Origin of the sequence: Pseudomonas sp. URMO17WK12:I11 (assembly GCF_007677725.1) — a bacterium.
GTDB lineage: Bacteria > Pseudomonadota > Gammaproteobacteria > Pseudomonadales > Pseudomonadaceae > Aquipseudomonas.
The window spans coordinates 231,680-249,771 of the sequence record NZ_VEDF01000004.1; the positions used below are offsets into that span (position 1 = coordinate 231,680).

Here is an 18,092-nt window from a genome sequence, read left to right on the forward strand (position 1 = left end):
GTTGAGTCCCTTTTCTTATGTGCGGGGCTTCCGGCTTGCTTGTTGAATCTAGAAGTGCAGCGTGCGGTTGTCTGCCATCATTGACCTCGCTGATACCGGGCAGTAACCATTACCGACTCACCACTGACCAGGGCTCTCGCCATGCGCATCGCCATCCTCGACGATTATCAGAACGTGATTCGCTCGCTCGACTGCTTCAAGCGCCTGGACGGGCATGCCGTGAGCGTGTTTCATGACAAGCAACCCCTGTCCCTCGAGGCACTGACGGCACGCCTGGCCGATGCCGAAGCGCTGGTCCTGACCCGCGAGCGCACCCGCATCGATGCCGCCCTGCTCGAGCGCTTGCCCAACCTCAAGCTGATCAGCCAGACCGGCAAGATCGCCGGCCATCTGGACCTCGCGGCGTGCAGCGCGCGGGGCATCGTCGTCAGCGAGGGCCGCGGTTCGCCGGTCGCCCCGGCCGAGCTGGCCTGGGCGCTGATGCTCAACGCGCGGCGCCAACTGGTGCCGGCCATCGAGGCGTGCAAACACGGTCAATGGCAGGTCAACCTCGGTCAGGCGCTGGCCGGTCAGCTGCTGGGCATCTGGGGCTATGGCAAGATTGGCCAGCGTCTGGCCCGCTATGCTCAGGCGTTCGACATGCCGGTGCTGGTGTGGGGCAGCGAAAGCAGCCGAGCAGCGGCCGAGGTCGATGGCCACCGCGCGGCGGCGTCACGCGAAGCGTTTTTTGCCGAGGCGGACATCCTCAGCTTGAACCTGCGCCTGTCGGAGCTCACCCGCCACCGGATCAGCTTCGACGATTTGACGCGGATGAAGCCCGACGCCCTGCTGGTCAATGTCAGCCGCGCCGAGCTCATCGCGCCCGGTGCTCTGTTGCAGGCACTGGAGGCTGGCCGCCCAGGCTTCGCAGCCCTCGACGTGTTCGAGCAGGAGCCCATGCTCGACCCTGCCCATCCCCTGCTCACCCACCCGCGAGTACTGTGTACGCCGCACCTGGGTTACGTGGAGAAAAACGGCTACGAGCTGTACTTCGGCGACGCCTTCGACAACGTGCTCGCCTTCAGCGCCGGACAGCCGCAAAACGTCGCCAATCCCGAGGCTTTGGGCAAGGCGCGTTAACCGCGCCTGCCACTGGAACGGGCAGCACCATTCACTGGGCCGGCGCCTGCTCCTTGATGGGCGCAGCGAACGAAACGTAGTACGCCAGGCCGACGAAGATCGCTCCGCCCACTGCGTTGCCGAGAAACACCGCCACCAGGTTGTGCAGCAGCGCGCCCCAGCTCAGGTAGCCGGCGAAGATCGCGGCCGGGATCAGAAACATGTTGGCGACCACGTGCTGGAAGCCAATGGCGACGAAGGCCATGATCGGGAACCAGATGCCGAGGATCTTGCCGCTCATCTCCCGGCTGGCGTAGGCCAGCCAGACGGCCAGGCACACCAGCCAGTTGCAGCCGATCCCGGAAACGAAGGCATGCACGAAGTCGGCACTGGCCTTGCTGGTGGCTGCGGCCACGGTCTTTGCCAGGTATACGCCTTCGGTGAGGCCCAGCAGATGGCCGAAGCAGTAGGCCACGAACAGCGCGCCCAGCAGGTTGGCCAGGGTCACCAGCAACCAGTTGCGCGCCACGGCGGCCCAGCCAATGCGCCCGGCGAACATGGCCAGCGGCAGGCTCATCATGTTGCCGGTCAGCAGCTCGCCGCCCGCCAGGATCACCAGGATCAGGCCGATCGGGAATACCGCGGCCCCCAGCAGATTGCCGAGCGAAGCCCACTGCCCAGGTATCATGGCGCTGACATGAATATCCAGAATGAAGCCCATGGAGATGAAGCCACCGGCGAGGAAACCCAGGATCAGCAGTGCGCGGACAGGGAGCTGGGCTTTCTTGGTGCCGGCCTCGATGACCAGCTCGGTGATGTGCGATGGGGCATTGACGGACATGGGATCTTGACTCGAACGCAGGGACGCCAGGCATGCCCCTGAAGGCCTGCCGGAGGTCGGAAATTTAAGGATTACGAGGGATGGCGCGGATTTTTTACAGGCTAGGCAAACAGTGAATCTCGGGGTTGAAACGAGGAGCTGGGCACGGTACTGAGGCAGTATGTCGCAGTCAAATCGATAGACTGGATGGGCCGATAGATGGGCTCGATGACAGCGCCGCGCCTGCCTGCCTGATCAGCGGTTCATGCAGCGCTCATAGCGCCCGTCTACCCGCTCGGCGAACCAGGCTGTGGTCAGCTTGCGGGTGATCTTCGGGCTTTTCAGCACAATGCCCGGCAGCAGCGCACGCGGCACTGCCTGGCCGGCGCGCGCATCGGCCAGCGCGAACACACCGTGGTAGAGCTCGCTGTCTTCGAAGGCCAGGCTGTTGCCCTGCTCCAGCTCACGGCGGATCTGTGGATTGCGCAACCCTAGCTTGGCGCCCAGCTTGCGCGCCGCCAGCTCGGTGCTGCCGGGCATGATCGCCCCTGGGGCGATAAGGTCGCCGTCGAGCGCCAGGTTCGCTCCGGTCACCTGGCTCAGCGCCGCCTGGAACGCCGCATTGCGGCTGGCGTACCAGCCGGCGTTGAAGTCGGCGAAACGGTAGAGCTGGCGTTGGTAGTGGGTTGGGTAGCCCAACAGGTGGGCGATGCCAAAGTACAGTCCGCCCCGCCGACTGAAAACCTCCTGGCGAAGCGTGCCTGCGTAGGCGTAGGGATAGTCCTGGGCATGGTGCTCGGCGAAATCGATGCTGACCTGCATCGGCCCGCCCGTGTGCACGGGGTTCAGGCCATCGAGCAAGGTCCTGCCCAGCGGCAGGCGGGCGATGACTTCATCGTACAGCGCGCTGAGCTGCTTCTCGCTGCGCACCGCCAGCAGGCGTTGCTGATAGCTCTGGCCGTTGCCCGACGGCGTCTTCAAGGCAGCGTCGACCAGCAGCCGCGGCACGTGCACGCGCGCGGCGCGGCGGTCGATTTCGCCACGGGCGATGCGCCCGAGGTTGGGCACCTGTGGGTCGGCATTGAAGGTCGATTCCTGCTCGGTCACCGCCAGCACCGCGCACAGGTTGCTCTTGCTAGGGGCGAGGCGCTGGGCTTCGAAGGCCACCTGAATGTCCTTGGCCCAACCCTCGCGATCCTTGACATGCGCCGGCAGCAGGCGCAGCAGCTGCGCCCGCACCTGGGCGGGATCGGGCGCAGGCGGCTCCTCTGGTCGCCCTGCGCAGCCCTGCAACAGCGCCAGGGCCAGCAGCGTCACGGCCCATGGGCGGCGTTTGAAAAGGTTGGGCGACTCGATCAGCATGCGCGGCCTTTGGCTCAATCAGAAGAAGCAGGGCGCGAGGCGCTGCCAGATTGGGCCATAGCCTGTCCGAGTCAGGCGCCAGCGTCAAACCGGCAGGCAACGAGGCGCTGCGAGACGAGCCGCTTGCAGCGTGTCGACCAGCGTTTGCAAGACGCGGTCTTCGTGTTCATGGATGAAAAAATGCCCGCCGGGGAACATCTGCAACGAAAATTCAGCGCAGGTTTCCTTGCTCCATGCCTGCAGCTGAGCGTGGTCAGCGCGATCCTGATCGCCCCCCAGCACGTGCACCGGGCACTGCAAAGCCGGTCGCTGGCGGTAGCTGTAGCGCCCGCACAGCAGAAAATCGGCGCGCAGCACCGGCAGGGTCAGGCTCATCAACTCGGCATTCTCGAGCACCTCTGGCGGGGTGCCATTGAGCTCGCGCAATTCCTGCTTGAGCGCCTCATCGCTTTTCGGCGCGCGCCAGTTGTTGCCATCGTAGTCTTCACGCCGAGTCGGGGCGGCGGTGCCGCAGGCAAACAGCGCCAGCGGTGGCGGGCAACCCAGCGCCTGCAGTTCATGGGCCAGCTCGAACGCCAGCAAAGCACCGAGGCTGTGGCCGAGCAACGCATAGGGCGCCATGGCCTGGGCGCGCTGTTCGGCGGCCAACTGGCGAGCCAGCGCCTGCATGTCGGTCTGCAGCGGCTCGGCCAGGCGCGCACCCCGCCCAGGCAGTTCCACCGGGCGCACCTGCAGCCAGGCCGGCAGCTTGCGCCGCCAGCGGCTGTAAACCATGGCGCTGGCCCCGGAATACGGCACGCACAGCAAGTTCAAGGCATTCACTGAGCGGCAGCTGCTGCCATCTGCTGGCGCAGGCTCAGCGGACGCATGTCGGTCCACACTTCATCGATGTAGGCCAGGCACTCTTTCTTCAAGCCGCTCTTGCCCACCGCGCGCCAGCCCTCGGGAATCGCCTTGTAGTCGGGCCAGATGGAATACTGCTCTTCGTGGTTGACCACTACCTGGAACTGAATATCGTCGCGGTCGAATACGGAAGTCATTGCCTGTCTCCTTGAGTGATGGACGCCCGCGCGCGCCTGGCGCAGGCAGGTTGCTAAGGTAGACGTTGCAGGCAACGGGAAAATTAGCCCCCGGCATCCTTGAGCAGGTCGTGGGCGTCAAGCAGGCGGAACGCCACCTGCGGATTGCGCTCCAGGCCACGGCGAATTGCAGCAGGGATGGCCTGGCGGGTCTTGCGGCACAAGCCCGGCTGGGCCTCGAGTTCAATGACGATCCCGCGCATGGTCCGCACTTCGTTCAAGCCAGGGCCGATATGCACGCGGATGCCTAGATTGTCGTACAGGCGCTGCTGCAAGCGTTGCAGGTCTTGCAGATCCTGCACCTGTGCAAGGCGCTCGAGCAGGCGTTGCTCCTCCTGACGGGTGAGCAAGAGGATCCGCTGCGCCGCCAGCGGCTGCGCGGCCAGCTGCTCACGGCCGCAATCACAGGCACCAGGGGGACACGCTTGGCGAAGTGGCATGGGTGTGGTCATGCCTCAAGCATAGCCTGCTGCGCGCAGACGCCAAGCCCGCGTCAAAGCTGCGCCAGGCGCTCGCGCAGAAAGTTGACGAAGCCCTGTACCGGCCGTGCCACCTGGCGGTGCTGCGGGTATACCGCCGACAGTTGCAAGGCTGGCGTTGCCCAGTCATCGAGCACCGTCAACAGACGGCCATCGGCCAGCGCCTGGCCGACGATGAAGGTCGGCAGGTAGGTGATGCCCATCGCGGCAATCGCCGAATCGCGCAGCAACTCGCCGTTGTTCGCGCGCATGCGCCCCGAGACCTGAATCGTCTGGGTCTTGCCGCCCTGCACGAAGTGCCACTGCACGTGCCGCGAGTGGCCATAAGGCAGGCAATCATGGTCGGCCAGTTGCTGAGGGCTGGCCGGTGCGCCCCGGGCCTGCAGGTAGGCGGGGCTGGCGCAGTACACCCGCTCGACATCGGCGATGCGCCGAGCGATGAGGCTGGAATCTTCCAGGGCGCCGATGCGCAGCGCCAGGTCATAGCCTTCACCGATCAGGTCCACCGGCCGGTCACTGAGGTCGACCTCGACATCGACCAGCGGGTGCAGACGCAGGAACTCGGTCAGCAGACACCCCAGATGGGCCATGGCGAACGACAGCGGCGCGCTCAGGCGCAAGGTGCCGCGCAAGGTCTGGGTCTGGCCGCTGATGTCGTGTTCGACCTGCTGCACCTCACCGAGCAGGCGCAGGGCCGACTGGTAATAATGCTGGCCCAAGGGGGTGGCATCCAGGCGTCGCGTCGAGCGGTTGAGCAGGCGCACGCCGAGGCGTTCTTCCAATTGCATCAAGCGCCGGCTGACCGACTGCTTGGACATGCCCAGGCGCTCGGCAGCGGCGGTGAAGCTGCCCGCTTCCATGACCTGGGCAAAGATTCGCATGTCTTCGTAAGGATTCATTGTCTTGCTCTTGGTGACAGTCAAACGCCTTATACCGGCTTTTTCCCACGCCTGCACCCTTCTAAACTTCTCCCAGGTCGCAGCGATGGCCTCAACGCCAGGCAAGACGCCCATCACCCTCCCGGTACAATCAAGGATTCGCACATGAACAATGTCCAAAAAGCCCTCACCGCGTCGCTCCTCGCCCTCTCGGTTTCCAGTGCGTTCGCCGCTGGCAGCCCAGGTGTCGAACATCATACCCAGGCGTTTCTTCAGGCTCTGGAAAACGGCGGCGGCAAGCCGCTCGAGCAACTCAGCCCGATGCAGGCCCGTGCCGTGCTCACCGGGGCGCAGGCGTCGGTGAAGGTGGATGTGTCCGGCATCGAGGTCAAGCAACGGCTCATTCAGGCCAATGGCCAGTCGATTACGTTGCAAGTGGTGCGCCCGGCCAATGTCCAGGGCGAGCTGCCGGTGTTCATGTTCTTCCACGGCGGCGGCTGGGTGCTCGGCGACTTCCCGACCCACCAGCGGCTGATCCGCGACCTGGTAGTCAACTCCGGCGCGGTGGCGGTCTACGTCGACTACACCCCTTCCCCGGAAGCCCATTATCCGACCGCGATCAACCAGGCCTATGCGGCGACCCAATGGGTAGCCGCCCACGGCAAGGAAATCGGCGTCGACGGCAAACGCCTGGCGGTGGCTGGCAACAGCGTGGGGGGCAACATGGCCGCGGTGGTCGCGCTCAAGGCCAAAGAGGCCGGCACCCCTGCCCTGCGCTTCCAGCTGCTGTTGTGGCCGGTGACCGACGCCAGCTTCGAGACCGGCTCTTACAAGCAGTTCGCCGAGGGGCACTTCCTGACCACCGGGATGATGAAGTGGTTCTGGGACAACTACACCGTCGATGCCAAGGCCCGCGCCCAGATCTACGCCTCACCCCTGCGCGCCAGCAGCGAGCAGCTCAAAGGCCTGCCGCCAGCACTGGTGCAGACTGCAGAATTCGACGTGCTGCGCGATGAAGGCGAAGCCTATGCGCGCAAGCTCGACGCCGCCGGCGTGAGCGTGACCTCGGTGCGCTATAACGGCATGATCCACGACTACGGGCTGCTCAACCCGCTCAGTCAGGTACCGGCTGTGCAGGCTGCCTTGCGCCAGGCCGGTACCGAGTTGAAGGTACACCTGCAGTAAGGCGCACTTGGCAGCAGGCCCCTGGCGGTGATCTCGCCAGGGGCCTGCTGCGTTCGGTTACGGCTCGAACCCTTCGACGATGATGACGTCGGCGTGCGCCACCCCCTGGCGATGGCTACAGGCGTCCTGGTAAAGCGCTGACCGATAGCAAGCCAGGGCCTGCTCGTACGAATCGAATTCGATCACCACGCTACGCTGGGGCGTAGGTCGACCTTCCAGCGCTTCGCTGCGCCCACCGCGGGCCAGAAAACGCCCACCGAACGCCTTGAATGCCGCCGGGGCACGCTGGGTGTACTGCTGATACTGCTCGGGGTCGCTGACATCGACGTGGGCAATCCAATAGGCTTTCATCCACTGCTCTCCTGCGCCAAAGTTATTTGTGTATGATGGTATACCATAAAAACCACCCACCACAGTGAGCGTGCAGCATGGCTTTCAACAGCATCGAAGAACTTATCGAGGACTATCGCCAGGGCAAGATGGTCCTGCTGGTGGATGACGAGGACCGGGAGAACGAAGGCGATCTGTTGATCGCCGCTGAGCGCTGTGACGCCCAGGCCATCAACTTCATGGCCCGCCAGGCGCGTGGGCTGATCTGCCTGACCTTGACCGACGAGCACTGCCAGCGTCTGGGCCTGGAGCAGATGGTCCCGGCCAATGGCAGCGCCTTCAGCACTGCCTTTACCGTGTCGATCGAAGCCGCCAGCGGCGTCACCACCGGTATCTCGGCGGCCGACCGGGCCCGCACAGTGGCGGCGGCCATGGCGCCCGATGCGCGCCCCGAAGACCTGGTGCAACCTGGCCATATCTTTCCCCTTCGGGCGCGCGAAGGGGGTGTACTGACCCGCGCTGGACACACCGAAGCCGGTTGCGACCTGGCGCGCCTGGCGGGCTTCGCCCCCGCCTCGGTGATCGTCGAGGTGCTCAACGATGACGGCAGCATGGCCCGTCGCCCGGACCTGGAGGTCTTCGCGGCCCAGCATGGCATCAAGATCGGCACCATCGCCGACTTGATCCATTACCGCCTGAGCACCGAGCAGACCATCAAGCGCATCGGCGAACGCGAACTGCCGACCGTGCACGGCACGTTCCGCCTGGTCACCTACGAGGACCGCATCGAAGGCGGCGTGCACATGGCCATGGTGATGGGCGACATTCGCCGCGAGCAACCGACCTTGGTGCGGGTCCATGTAATCGATCCGTTGCGTGACCTGGTCGGCGCTGAGTACGTAGGCCCAGCCAACTGGACGTTGTGGGCGGCGCTGGAGAAAGTCGCCGCAGAGGGCGCGGGGGTGGTGGTGATCCTGGCCAACCACGAATCTTCGCAAGCGCTGCTCGAGCGCGTGCCGCAGTTGACCCAGCCGCTACGCCCGTACCAGCGCGGCCAGTCGAAGGTCTACTCGGAAGTCGGCACCGGCGCGCAGATCCTGCAAGACCTCGGCGTCGGCAAGCTCCGCCACCTCGGCCCTCCGCTGAAATACGCAGGCCTGGCCGGCTACGAACTTGAAGTCGTCCAGAGCATTGCCTTCGAGCCTTGAGCTGCAGCCGCTTTTACGCGGCAAGTGCCCCTTGCCAAAATCTTGGAATACCATAATATGATATCCCGTAGACCTTGAATCTGCAGGCCGACACCTACACTCACACTCGGCCACACGACACTTTGTTTTAGCTGCTCCCCGAACACTGTTGGCGGGCGCACCAAAAGCCCCGCCTCGAATAACAAAAAGCAACGAGGGCGTAACCATGCTGTTGAGCAAACGTGTAACCGCAGTGCTGTCCGCCAGCCTGCTGACCCTGGCCTGCCAGGCTGCCCAGGCCGCCGACAGCCTGAATTTCGTCAGCTGGGGTGGCACCACTCAGGACGCCCAGAAAGAAGCATGGGCCGTTCCCTTCAGCAAGAGCACCAACATCAAAGTGGTCCAGGACGGCCCTACCGACTACGGCAAGCTCAAGGCCATGGTCGAAAGCGGCAACGTGCAGTGGGACGTGGTCGACGTCGAGGCCGACTTCGCCCTGCGTGCCGCCAGCGAAGGCCTGCTCGAGCCGCTGGACTTCACTCAGATCAAGCGCGACAAGATCGACCCGCGTTTCGTCTCCGATCATGGTGTCGGTTCATTCTTCTTCTCCTTCGTGCTCGGCTACAACGAAGGCAAGCTGGGCGCCGCCAAGCCCGCCGACTGGAGCGCGCTGTTCGATACTAAGGCCTACCCAGGCAAGCGCGCCCTGTACAAATGGCCCAGCCCAGGCGTGCTCGAGCTGGCCCTGCTGGCCGACGGCGTAGCTGCGGACAAACTCTACCCGCTGGACCTGGACCGCGCCTTCAAGAAACTCGACACCATCAAGAAAGACATCGTCTGGTGGGGCGGCGGCGCTCAGTCGCAGCAGTTGCTGGCCTCCGGCGAAGCATCGCTCGGGCAGTTCTGGAACGGCCGCGTCTACGCCCTGCAACAGGACGGCGCACCGGTTGGGGTGAGCTGGAAACAGAACCTGGTCATGGCCGATTTCCTGGTCGTCCCCAAGGGCGCCAAGAACAAGGACGCGGCCATGAAGTTCCTGGCCAACGCCAGCAACGCCGAAGGCCAGGCCGACTTCGCCAACAAGACTGCCTACGCCCCGGTCAACGTCGACAGCGTCGCCAAGCTCGACAAGGACCTGGCACCGAACCTGCCGACCGCCTACGCCCAGGACCAGGTCACCCTGGACTTCGCCTACTGGGCGAAGAACGGCCAGGCCATCGCCGCGCGCTGGAATGAGTGGTTGGTCAAATGAAAGTCGCCATCAACGCCCTGCAGAATGCGCAAGGTGCCCCCACCGGCACCGGCGCCCCCGGCGCAGCACCGCGTCGCGCAGGCCTCGGTCAGCGCTGGAAAGGCAGCCGCAACCTGCTGCCGGCGCTGCTGTTCCTCGGGTTGTTCTTCTTCGCGCCACTGATCGGCCTGTTGCTGCGTGGCGTGCTGGAGCCGACACCCGGGCTGGGCAACTACGAACAGCTGTTCGCCAACTCGGCTTACGCACGGGTGCTGTTCAACACCTTCTCGGTGGCCGGCGTGGTCACCTTGATCAGTGTGCTGCTGGGCTTCCCGCTGGCGTGGGTGATCACCCTGGTGCCCAAGGGTTGGGGCCGCTGGTTGCTCAATATCGTGCTGTTGTCGATGTGGACCAGCCTGCTGGCGCGGACCTATTCCTGGCTGGTGTTGCTGCAAAGCTCGGGCGTGATCAACAAGGCGTTGATGGCCATGGGCATCATCGATGCGCCGCTGGAAATGGTGCACAACCTCACCGGCGTGGTGATCGGCATGAGCTACATCATGATTCCGTTCATCGTGTTGCCGCTGCAGGCCACCATGCACGCCATCGACCCGATGGTGCTGCAGGCGGGGTCGATCTGCGGTGCCAGCCCGTGGACCAACTTCTGGAAAGTATTCCTGCCGCTGTGCCGCTCGGGGCTGTTCTCCGGAGCGCTGATGGTGTTCGTGATGTCGCTCGGTTACTACGTCACCCCGGCGCTGCTGGGCGGGGCGCAGAACATGATGCTGCCTGAGTTCATCATCCAGCAAGTGCAGTCGTTCCTCAACTGGGGCCTGGCCAGTGCTGCCGCAGCACTGTTGGTGCTGATCACCCTGGTGCTCTTCTACCTGTACCTGAAGCTGCAGCCGGAATCCCCGGTCGGCAACGCGAGGTAATTCGTCATGCTGCTGTCTGCCAATGCCATGGGTCGCCCGCTGCGTACGGGCCTGTACCTGACCACCGGCGTCATTGCGGCGTTCCTGCTGCTGCCGGTGGTGTTCATCGTGCTGCTGTCGTTCGGCTCATCCCAATGGCTGGTGTTCCCGCCACCGGGCTGGACCTTCAAGTGGTACGGCCAGTTCTTCTCCAACCCCGAGTGGATGGAAGCGGCCCTGGCCAGTCTCAAGGTGGCCGTATTGACCACCATCGCCGCGGTGCTGCTGGGCTTGCCCACGGCGTTTGCGCTGGTGCGCGGGCGCTTTCCTGGGCGCGAAATGCTCTACGGTTTGTTCACCATGCCGATGATCGTGCCGCTGGTGATCATCGCGGTGGCGGTGTACGCGCTGTTCCTCAAGCTCGGCTACACCGGCACGCTGTTCGCCTTCGTGGTCAGCCACGTGATCGTCGCCCTGCCCTTCACCATCATCTCGATCATCAATTCGCTGAAGCTGTTCGACCAGTCGATCGAGGATGCTGCCGTGATCTGCGGCGCCTCGCGTTTGCAGGCGATCTTCAAGGTGACCTTTCCAGCGATCCGCCCTGGAATGATCGCCGGCGGTCTGTTCGCCTTTCTGGTGTCGTGGGATGAAGTCGTGCTGAGCGTCATGATGGCCAGCCCTGACCTGCAGACCCTGCCGGTGAAGATGTGGACCACCTTGCGCCAGGACCTGAGCCCGGTGATCGCCGTCGCATCCACCCTGCTGATCGGCCTCTCGCTGCTGGTCATGTTCATTGCCGCCGCCTTGCGCCGGCGTACCGAAGTCAACGCCTGAGCGCACGGAGAACACAACAATGAGTGCAGTCATCAAAGACAACGCCCAGGGCAAGACGCTGGTCAGCCTGCGCGGTTTGAACAAGCATTACGGCGATTTCACTGCCGTGGACAACCTCGACCTGGAGATCCAGGAAGGCGAGTTTCTGACGTTCCTCGGCTCCAGCGGCTCGGGCAAATCCACCACCTTGTCGATGCTGGCCGGATTCGAGACCCCGAGCAGCGGCGAGATTCTGGTCGACGGCCAATCGCTGGTCCACGTGCCGCCGCACAAGCGCGACATCGGCATGGTGTTCCAGCGCTACTCGCTGTTTCCGCACCTGAACGTGCGCGACAACATCGGTTTCCCCCTGGCCATTCGCAAACTCGGCGCTGCTGAAACCAGCAAGCGCGTGGATGCCATGCTCAAGCTGGTGCAGTTGGAGCCGTTCGCCCACCGCAAGCCTTCGCAGATGTCCGGCGGCCAGCAGCAGCGCGTGGCCATCGCCCGTGCGCTGGTGTACGAGCCGCGCATCCTGCTGATGGACGAGCCGCTCGGCGCGCTGGACAAGAAACTGCGCGAAGACCTGCAGGACGAACTGCGTCAGTTGCACCGGCGCCTGGGGATCACCATCGTCTATGTGACCCATGACCAGGAAGAAGCCATGCGCCTGTCCCAGCGCATCGCCATTTTCAGTCATGGCAAGATCGTCGGCCTGGGCAGCGGTTATGACCTCTACCAGAACCCGCCAAACGCCTTCGTCGCCTCGTTCCTGGGCAATTCCAACTTCCTGCACGTGCAAGCGAACAGCAACGGTGCGGCCAGCTTCGAAGGCCAGCCCGTGGCGATTCGCCTGACGCCCGGCCTGAGCGCCCAGCAGGACGCGCTGATCATGGTTCGACCTGAAAAAGCCCTGGCCCTGAGCGCTGAGCAGGCTTCGCGCGAGCCTTTGCCGGGCGGCTGGAACGAGGTCGTCGCCAAGGTCGGCGAAGTGTTGTTCCTCGGCGAAAGCCAGACCTGTCACGTCATGACCGCAGGCGGCACCGAGTTGACCGTCAAGGCGTTGTCCGCAGCGGGTATGCCGATGAAGCCCGGCGACACGGTCCGGGTGCGTTGGGCGGTGGCTGATGCATGCATCTACACCGAATGGGCGCAAAGCGACCTGAGCAAGTCGGCAGGCGCCCACTGAGCAGCCAGGTCTGCAACGAGCCACTGCAGCGGCGCAGGTTGCAACGTCACACGTCGGTCACGCCACTGTCGTAATCTGCCGGGCAACCCGCCACAAGGTTGTCCGGCATGCTGCGCACGCTGCTTCTGCTGTTTCTCCTGCTACCCATGACCGTAGGGGCCGGGCCGCTGCAACTGCGTGTGCAGGGCTCCAATACCATGGGCGCGGCGCTGCTGCCTGCGCTGGTGCTGGGGCAGCTGTGGGCGCAACAGGCCACGGTGGTTCGTCAGGCCCCTGGGGCCATGCCCAATGAAACCCTGATCAGCGCAGTGGATGCGCAAGGCCGGCAGCTGCGCATCGACATCGCCGCCCATGGCACCAGTACCGGTTTCGCCGCCCTTGGCCAGGGCCTCGCCGACGTGGCCGCAGCCTCGCGCCCAATCAGTGATGACGAAGCGCATCAGCTACAGGCCTTGGGCGACCTACGCGCGGCCAGCGCCGAGCAGGTGATCGGCCTGGACGCCGTGGCGGTGATCGTGCATCCGGACAACCCTTTGCCGCAGCTGAGCACCGAGCAACTGGCGCAGATCTTCGCCGGGCGTGTACGGCGCTGGGAGGAGCTTGGCGTCAGCGGCGGCGACATCCACCTCAAGGCCCGCGACGATCGCTCTGGTACCTATGAAACCTTCAAGGCCCTGGTCCTGACCGCGCAGGGCCGCCGCCTGGCGGCACAGACGCAGCGCTTCGAGTCCAACGAGGCCGTGGCCGAGCAGGTGGTGACGGATCGCCAGGCGATCGGTTTCATCAGCCTGGCGGCGGTACATGGGGCCAAGGTGCTGGCCATTGCCGACGGCAATGCGCCGGCGATGCTGCCTGATCGTGCGCTGGTCGCCAGCGAGGATTATCCACTGTCGCGGCGCCTGTACCTGTACCTGCCGGCCAACGCCAAGCCTCAGGCCTACGCATTGGCCGAATTCGCCCAGAGCGCGGCGGGCCAGGCCATCGTCGCGCAGCAGGGTTTCGTCTCGCAACGGGTAGTCACGCAGACGATAACGCCGCAGGCAGGCATGCCGCCGCGCTATCGCAGCCTGGCGCGGCAAGCCCAACGGCTGAGCGTGAACTTTCGCTTCCAGCCAGGCAGCGCCAGCCTCGACAGCAAAGGCCTGCGTGACGTGAAACGGGTCACTGAGTACTTGCGCCGAGCCGGCAAGCTGCAAGGCAAAGCGGTACTGGTGGGTTTCGGCGACCGCAAGGAAACACCAGGCCGCGCGGCTCTGCTGTCACGCTTGCGTGCCCAGGCGGTGCGCCGCGAGCTGGCGCGGGCCGGGGTCGAGGTCCTGCAGGTGAGCGGCATGGGCGATGAGCTGCCGGTCGCGGGCAACGATCAGCAGCACGGGCGCTTGCGCAATCAGCGGGTGGAGGTATGGGTCTACTGACGAGTAATGAAATGTAACAGCTCGCCGTTCGGCATCCTGGATAAACGCAGCTAGCATCAACCTCATGTGATACCGGGCCCCTCTGACGGCTGCCACGCCGTGATGTCGGATCACTGTTGCCAGGCAACGTCGACCAATCAGGAGGGGCTCATGACAGCTCTGCACGCATTTCTCACCACTCCGTTTCTAGGGACCAGCACATGGCTGTGGCTGGTGTTCATGGCGATCGTCATCGGTCTGCTGGTGCTTGACCTCGGCGTGCTGCACCGCCAGGACCGCGAAATCGAAATGCGCGAAAGCCTGCTGCTGTATTCAGGCTATTTCAGCGTCGGCGTGCTGTTCGGGGTATGGGTCTGGTACCAACTCGGCGCGCAATCGGCGCTGGAGTTCTACACAGGGTTTCTGGTCGAACAATCCTTGTCGATGGACAACGTCTTCGTCATGGCGATGATTTTCGGCTTCTTCGCCATCCCCCGTCGCTATCAGCACCGTGTGCTGTTCTGGGGGATTCTCGGCGTCGTGATACTGCGCGCGATCATGATCGGCGTGGGCGCCGCGCTGGTCGAGAACTTTGCCTGGGTGCTGTATATCTTCGGCGCGTTCCTGCTGTTCACCGGGGTCAAGATGGCCCTGTCCAAGGAGGACAGCCACCCCGACCTTGCCAGCAATCCCGTGCTCAAGTTCGTGCGCAGGCACATGCGCGTGACCGACGAAATTCACGGCTCCCACTTCTTCGTACGGCTGACCCCACCTGGCGAGAACAAAGCCCTGCGCTATGCGACGCCGCTGTTCCTGGCCCTGGTGCTGATCGAGCTGGCCGACCTGGTGTTCGCGGTCGACAGCGTGCCGGCCATCTTCGCCATTACCCAGGACCCGTTCATTGTCTACACCTCGAACATCTTTGCCATCCTTGGCCTGCGCTCGCTGTATTTCGCGCTGTCGGCACTGATGCACCGCTTCGTGTATCTCAAGTATGCGCTGGCGCTGGTGCTGATTTTCATCGGTTGCAAAATTTTCTACCACGGCATGGTTGGCAAGGTGCCAGCGTTGCTGTCGCTGGGCGTCACCTTTGCGCTGCTGCTCGGTGGCGTGCTGGTTTCGTTGCTCAAGACCCGTGGTGACAAGGCAGTAGCGCCTGCTGTCCCGACGCAGCCGGGAGCAGGTGCAGAGGCAAAAGCTGACAATAAAGCCGAAGACTCTCAGCTACGCACCTGATACCCGCGCTCAGTGCGCGGCACTGACCGTGTCGCGCTCAAGCAGCGCTGCTGGCTGCAGTTGCCTGATCGAGTCCACGGCAGGTCGCGTCGCCTGCCGCGCTGGAGGTGCCTGATGCAACGGAGCGACCACGCGATTACTGCCGGTCGGGCAAGCACACAGCACCAGTGCGCCGTCCATGGCCACGCGCCGGCCGCAGGACAGGAAGAAGCGCACACCGTCCGCCACCACCCCCACCTGTCCACAGCGCGGACAGCGCGTGGTGAGATCGCCTTCTCTGAGCACCACGCGCCCATGCCGTGAGTAGCCTGCACCGGTGGCGATACAAATGGCGCCCGTGGTCGTCACATCACCATCCACCGCATGACCTTTGCCAGCCAGGTTAAGCCGCATCGGTAGTACTCCCTGTGCCGTTGTAAGGTAGAAAACCTAACACCTGCCCAGGGATGACTTGCGTCGAGCGTGAAAAAATAGACCTTTCCTACAGGCTTCGTAATCTGATCCTACAGACTGCGCCGACTAACGAAGGTCGCCGCGTAGCATCTGCGCGGGCACATACTTACCGATTTCATACTTGCCGATCGCCGCCCGATGCACTTCGTCCGGGCCATCGGCCAGGCGCAGGGTGCGCTGCATGGCATACATGTAAGCCAAGGGGAAATCCCCACTGACCCCGGCCCCGCCATGCATCTGAATGGCCCGGTCGATAACCTTCAAGGCCACGTTTGGCGCGACCACCTTGATCTGCGCGATCTCGCTGCGGGCGACCTTGTTACCGACTGTATCCATCATGTACGCGGCCTTCAGGGTCAGCAGGCGGGCCATGTCGATCTCCATGCGTGAATCGGCGATCTTGTCGACATTACCGCCCAGGCGCGCCAACGGCCGGCCGAAGGCGGTGCGCGCCACCGACCGCTCGCACATCAGCTGCAGGGCCCGCTCGGCCATGCCGATCGAGCGCATGCAGTGGTGAATGCGTCCAGGCCCAAGGCGCCCCTGGGCGATCTCGAAGCCGCGGCCTTCGCCGAGGATGACGTTATCGAACGGCACGCGCACGTTCTCGAACAGCACCTCGGCGTGACCATGGGGCGCGTCGTCGTAGCCGAACACCGGCAGCGGCCGGACGATCTTCACGCCGGGTGTGTCGGTCGGCACCAGGATCATCGAATGCTGCTCATGGCGTGGCCCATCGGGGTTGGACAAACCCATGAAGATCATCACCTTGCAGCGTGGATCGCAGGCGCCGGAAGTCCACCACTTACGGCCGTTGATCAGCCACTGGTCGCCCTGCCGTACGGCAGTCGCGGCCATGTTGGTCGCATCCGACGAGGCTACGTCCGGCTCGGTCATGGCGAACGCCGAACGGATCTCGCCGCGCAGCAACGGCTCGAGCCACTGCTGCTTCTGCGCCGGGCTGCCATAACGCACCAGCACCTCCATGTTGCCGGTGTCCGGCGCTGAGCAGTTGAACGGCTCTGGACCCAGCAGCGAGCGCCCCATGATCTCGGCAAGCGGCGCGTATTCCAGGTTGCTCAGGCCAGCGCCGTATTGCGATTCGGGCAGGAACAGGTTCCACAGGCCCTCAGCCCGTGCCTGCTCCTTGAGTTGTTCCATGATCTGCGTGGGCTGCCAGCGGTCACCCTCGGCGACCTGGCGCTCGAACACTGGCTCGGCAGGATAGACATGGGCCTCCATGAACGCACTGACGCGCTCACGCAGTGCCTGGACCTTGGGCGAATAGGCGAAATCCATCGGGGCTACCTTCACGGTTCGAAAGACATGGGCAGAGCCTAGAGCAGCGCACCTCGATCTACCTAGTCTATTTTCAGCGTGTATTAACATTCATAACCGATATATGATCGGCCAATAATTCAAACAAAAGGCGGCGCCATGAACCTCAGCAAGGTCGACCTCAACCTGTTCATCGTCTTTGACGCGATCTACACCGAAGCCAACTTGACCCGTGCCGGGCAAATCGTCGGCATCACCCAGCCGGCGGTGTCCAACGCGCTTTCCCGACTGCGTGAAACCTTCAACGACCCGCTGTTCGTGCGTACCGCTCAAGGCATGGTGCCCACGCCCATGGCGCAGAACATCATCGGCCCGGTGCGCAACGCCCTGGCGCTGCTGCGCACCTCGGTGCAGGAAAGCCGCATCTTCAATCCCCAGCAGGCCAACAAGACCTTCCGCATCAGCATGACCGACCTTACCGAGGCCGTGGTGCTGCCGCCGCTGTTCCAGCGCCTGCGCCGCCTGGCCCCGGCAGTGTTGATCGAAAGTTTTCTGTGCAAGCGCCGCGAAACCACCAAGGAGCTGGCGGCCGGGCGCCTGGATTTCGCCGTGGATGCGCCGCTGAACACCGACCCGCAGGTACGCCACGTCAAGTTGATGCAAGACCGCTATGTTTGCGCCCTGCGCCAGGGCCACCCACTGGCCGAGGCCAAGCTGACCTTGGACAACTACCTGGCCATGACCCACATCCACATTTCCAGCCGCCGCAATGGCTTGGGCTACGTGGACCTGGCCCTGGGCAAGATGGGCGTGCAACGCAAGGTTGCGCTGCGCTCGCAGCATTACCTGATGGCCTCGCAAGTGTTGCAACAGACGGACATGGTGATGACCGTGCCCGAGCGATTCGCCCGCCGCCATCAGCTGCGCTTCCATCCCCTGCCGGTGGAAATCCCGCCGCTGGAAACCCACCTGTATTGGCATGAGAGCACCGACCAGGACCCGGCCAACCGCTGGATGCGCGAGCAGATCATCGAGCTGTGCGAGCGCGTCGTGGCCGATGAGGAACGCGCCCTGCAGCCGGCCTGATCGATACCGTTGAAAAATGGCGGCTGCACTAGGAGTGCGTTATTTCACCCAGGCCTATTGATAGAGAAAAATATTCT

The 18,092-nt window shown here is 64.0% G+C and carries 19 protein-coding genes; 10 read left to right on the top strand and 9 right to left on the bottom strand.

The genetic code is table 11. The annotated features are described in order from the left end of the window. The first annotated feature begins 141 nt into the window (after positions 1-141). Positions 142-1,119: a D-2-hydroxyacid dehydrogenase family protein gene (locus tag FS665_RS09790; protein WP_145187001.1), complete on the top strand. Its 978-nt coding sequence runs from the start codon at positions 142-144 to the stop codon at positions 1,117-1,119. Positions 1,120-1,150: 31 nt separating this feature from the next. On the opposite strand, the gene FS665_RS09795 is transcribed toward FS665_RS09790, so the two are convergent. The 6 genes from FS665_RS09795 to FS665_RS09820 form a co-directional block, all read right to left on the bottom strand. Continuing rightward, positions 1,151-1,939 carry a formate/nitrite transporter family protein gene (locus FS665_RS09795; RefSeq protein WP_145187004.1) on the bottom strand — a complete coding sequence of 263 codons (789 nt, stop codon included), beginning with the start codon at positions 1,937-1,939 and terminating at the stop codon, positions 1,151-1,153. A 234-nt stretch (positions 1,940-2,173) separates the two neighbouring features. Continuing rightward, positions 2,174-3,280 carry a DUF1615 domain-containing protein gene (locus FS665_RS09800; RefSeq protein ID WP_178108321.1) on the bottom strand — a complete coding sequence of 369 codons (1,107 nt, stop codon included), beginning with the start codon at positions 3,278-3,280 and terminating at the stop codon, positions 2,174-2,176. Between the two features lie 84 nt (positions 3,281-3,364). After that, positions 3,365-4,102, bottom strand: coding sequence for a thioesterase II family protein (locus tag FS665_RS09805; protein ID WP_145187007.1), 738 nt, complete (start codon positions 4,100-4,102; stop codon positions 3,365-3,367). Next, on the bottom strand, positions 4,099-4,320 hold the full coding sequence (locus tag FS665_RS09810) for an MbtH family protein (protein WP_145187010.1): 222 nt from the start codon (positions 4,318-4,320) through the stop codon (positions 4,099-4,101). Before FS665_RS09810 ends, FS665_RS09805 begins: the two co-directional genes overlap by 4 nt. 83 nt (positions 4,321-4,403) lie before the next feature. Continuing rightward, positions 4,404-4,811, bottom strand: coding sequence for a hypothetical protein (locus FS665_RS09815; protein ID WP_145187013.1), 408 nt, complete (start codon positions 4,809-4,811; stop codon positions 4,404-4,406). A 41-nt stretch (positions 4,812-4,852) separates the two neighbouring features. After that, positions 4,853-5,737: a LysR family transcriptional regulator gene (locus tag FS665_RS09820; RefSeq protein WP_145187016.1), complete on the bottom strand. Its 885-nt coding sequence runs from the start codon at positions 5,735-5,737 to the stop codon at positions 4,853-4,855. A gap of 144 nt (positions 5,738-5,881) precedes the next feature. Between FS665_RS09820 and FS665_RS09825 the strand changes: the two genes are divergently transcribed. Next, entirely contained in the window at positions 5,882-6,901 is a 1,020-nt protein-coding gene (locus FS665_RS09825) for an alpha/beta hydrolase (RefSeq protein WP_145187018.1), read from the top strand. Positions 6,902-6,958: 57 nt separating this feature from the next. On the opposite strand, the gene FS665_RS09830 is transcribed toward FS665_RS09825, so the two are convergent. Next, a complete protein-coding gene (locus FS665_RS09830) occupies positions 6,959-7,252 on the bottom strand; it encodes a DUF1330 domain-containing protein (protein ID WP_145187021.1) in 294 nt (97 codons plus the stop codon). Positions 7,253-7,329: 77 nt separating this feature from the next. Between FS665_RS09830 and ribBA the strand changes: the two genes are divergently transcribed. The 7 genes from ribBA to FS665_RS09865 all read left to right on the top strand — a co-directional run bounded on the left by ribBA (position 7,330) and on the right by FS665_RS09865 (position 15,198). Next, complete coding sequence (gene ribBA, locus FS665_RS09835; RefSeq protein ID WP_145187024.1) at positions 7,330-8,439, top strand: bifunctional 3,4-dihydroxy-2-butanone-4-phosphate synthase/GTP cyclohydrolase II; 1,110 nt, start codon at positions 7,330-7,332, stop codon at positions 8,437-8,439. Between the two features lie 205 nt (positions 8,440-8,644). Further along, a complete protein-coding gene (locus FS665_RS09840; protein ID WP_145187027.1) occupies positions 8,645-9,670 on the top strand; it encodes a polyamine ABC transporter substrate-binding protein in 1,026 nt (341 codons plus the stop codon). Next, on the top strand, positions 9,667-10,584 hold the full coding sequence (locus FS665_RS09845; RefSeq protein ID WP_145187030.1) for an ABC transporter permease: 918 nt from the start codon (positions 9,667-9,669) through the stop codon (positions 10,582-10,584). Before FS665_RS09840 ends, FS665_RS09845 begins: the two co-directional genes overlap by 4 nt. A 6-nt stretch (positions 10,585-10,590) precedes the next feature. Next, a complete protein-coding gene (locus FS665_RS09850) occupies positions 10,591-11,400 on the top strand; it encodes an ABC transporter permease (protein ID WP_145187033.1) in 810 nt (269 codons plus the stop codon). A gap of 19 nt (positions 11,401-11,419) precedes the next feature. Further along, entirely contained in the window at positions 11,420-12,568 is a 1,149-nt protein-coding gene (locus FS665_RS09855) for an ABC transporter ATP-binding protein (protein ID WP_145187036.1), read from the top strand. Between the two features lie 107 nt (positions 12,569-12,675). Beyond that, entirely contained in the window at positions 12,676-13,983 is a 1,308-nt protein-coding gene (locus tag FS665_RS09860) for a substrate-binding domain-containing protein (RefSeq protein ID WP_145187039.1), read from the top strand. 150 nt (positions 13,984-14,133) lie between these two features. Next, positions 14,134-15,198 (top strand): TerC family protein, encoded by a 1,065-nt coding sequence (locus FS665_RS09865; protein ID WP_145187042.1) that lies wholly within the window; start codon positions 14,134-14,136, stop codon positions 15,196-15,198. A gap of 9 nt (positions 15,199-15,207) precedes the next feature. On the opposite strand, the gene FS665_RS09870 is transcribed toward FS665_RS09865, so the two are convergent. Next, positions 15,208-15,591: a PAAR domain-containing protein gene (locus tag FS665_RS09870; RefSeq protein WP_145187045.1), complete on the bottom strand. Its 384-nt coding sequence runs from the start codon at positions 15,589-15,591 to the stop codon at positions 15,208-15,210. A gap of 126 nt (positions 15,592-15,717) precedes the next feature. Then, positions 15,718-16,950, bottom strand: coding sequence for an acyl-CoA dehydrogenase (locus FS665_RS09875; RefSeq protein WP_145187048.1), 1,233 nt, complete (start codon positions 16,948-16,950; stop codon positions 15,718-15,720). A gap of 138 nt (positions 16,951-17,088) precedes the next feature. On the opposite strand from FS665_RS09875, the gene FS665_RS09880 reads away from it, so the two are divergent. Beyond that, entirely contained in the window at positions 17,089-18,015 is a 927-nt protein-coding gene (locus tag FS665_RS09880; protein ID WP_145187051.1) for a LysR family transcriptional regulator, read from the top strand. Positions 18,016-18,092 lie beyond the last annotated feature (77 nt).

Excerpts from the sequence above, each read along its gene's own strand:
- FS665_RS09810 (WP_145187010.1), bottom strand. The coding sequence starts at position 4,320 with ATGACTTCCGTATTCGACCGCGACGATATTCAGTTCCAGGTAGTGGTC.
- FS665_RS09800 (WP_178108321.1), bottom strand. The coding sequence starts at position 3,280 with ATGCTGATCGAGTCGCCCAACCTTTTCAAACGCCGCCCATGGGCCGTG.
- FS665_RS09820 (WP_145187016.1), bottom strand. The coding sequence starts at position 5,737 with ATGAATCCTTACGAAGACATGCGAATCTTTGCCCAGGTCATGGAAGCG.
- FS665_RS09790 (WP_145187001.1), top strand. The coding sequence starts at position 142 with ATGCGCATCGCCATCCTCGACGATTATCAGAACGTGATTCGCTCGCTC.
- ribBA (WP_145187024.1), top strand. The coding sequence starts at position 7,330 with ATGGCTTTCAACAGCATCGAAGAACTTATCGAGGACTATCGCCAGGGC.
- FS665_RS09830 (WP_145187021.1), bottom strand. The coding sequence starts at position 7,252 with ATGAAAGCCTATTGGATTGCCCACGTCGATGTCAGCGACCCCGAGCAG.
- FS665_RS09850 (WP_145187033.1), top strand. The coding sequence starts at position 10,591 with ATGCTGCTGTCTGCCAATGCCATGGGTCGCCCGCTGCGTACGGGCCTG.
- FS665_RS09865 (WP_145187042.1), top strand. The coding sequence starts at position 14,134 with ATGACAGCTCTGCACGCATTTCTCACCACTCCGTTTCTAGGGACCAGC.
- FS665_RS09880 (WP_145187051.1), top strand. The coding sequence starts at position 17,089 with ATGAACCTCAGCAAGGTCGACCTCAACCTGTTCATCGTCTTTGACGCG.
- FS665_RS09795 (WP_145187004.1), bottom strand. The coding sequence starts at position 1,939 with ATGTCCGTCAATGCCCCATCGCACATCACCGAGCTGGTCATCGAGGCC.
- FS665_RS09875 (WP_145187048.1), bottom strand. The coding sequence starts at position 16,950 with ATGGATTTCGCCTATTCGCCCAAGGTCCAGGCACTGCGTGAGCGCGTC.
- FS665_RS09825 (WP_145187018.1), top strand. The coding sequence starts at position 5,882 with ATGAACAATGTCCAAAAAGCCCTCACCGCGTCGCTCCTCGCCCTCTCG.
- FS665_RS09840 (WP_145187027.1), top strand. The coding sequence starts at position 8,645 with ATGCTGTTGAGCAAACGTGTAACCGCAGTGCTGTCCGCCAGCCTGCTG.
- FS665_RS09870 (WP_145187045.1), bottom strand. The coding sequence starts at position 15,591 with ATGCGGCTTAACCTGGCTGGCAAAGGTCATGCGGTGGATGGTGATGTG.
- FS665_RS09815 (WP_145187013.1), bottom strand. The coding sequence starts at position 4,811 with ATGACCACACCCATGCCACTTCGCCAAGCGTGTCCCCCTGGTGCCTGT.
- FS665_RS09845 (WP_145187030.1), top strand. The coding sequence starts at position 9,667 with ATGAAAGTCGCCATCAACGCCCTGCAGAATGCGCAAGGTGCCCCCACC.
- FS665_RS09860 (WP_145187039.1), top strand. The coding sequence starts at position 12,676 with ATGCTGCGCACGCTGCTTCTGCTGTTTCTCCTGCTACCCATGACCGTA.
- FS665_RS09855 (WP_145187036.1), top strand. The coding sequence starts at position 11,420 with ATGAGTGCAGTCATCAAAGACAACGCCCAGGGCAAGACGCTGGTCAGC.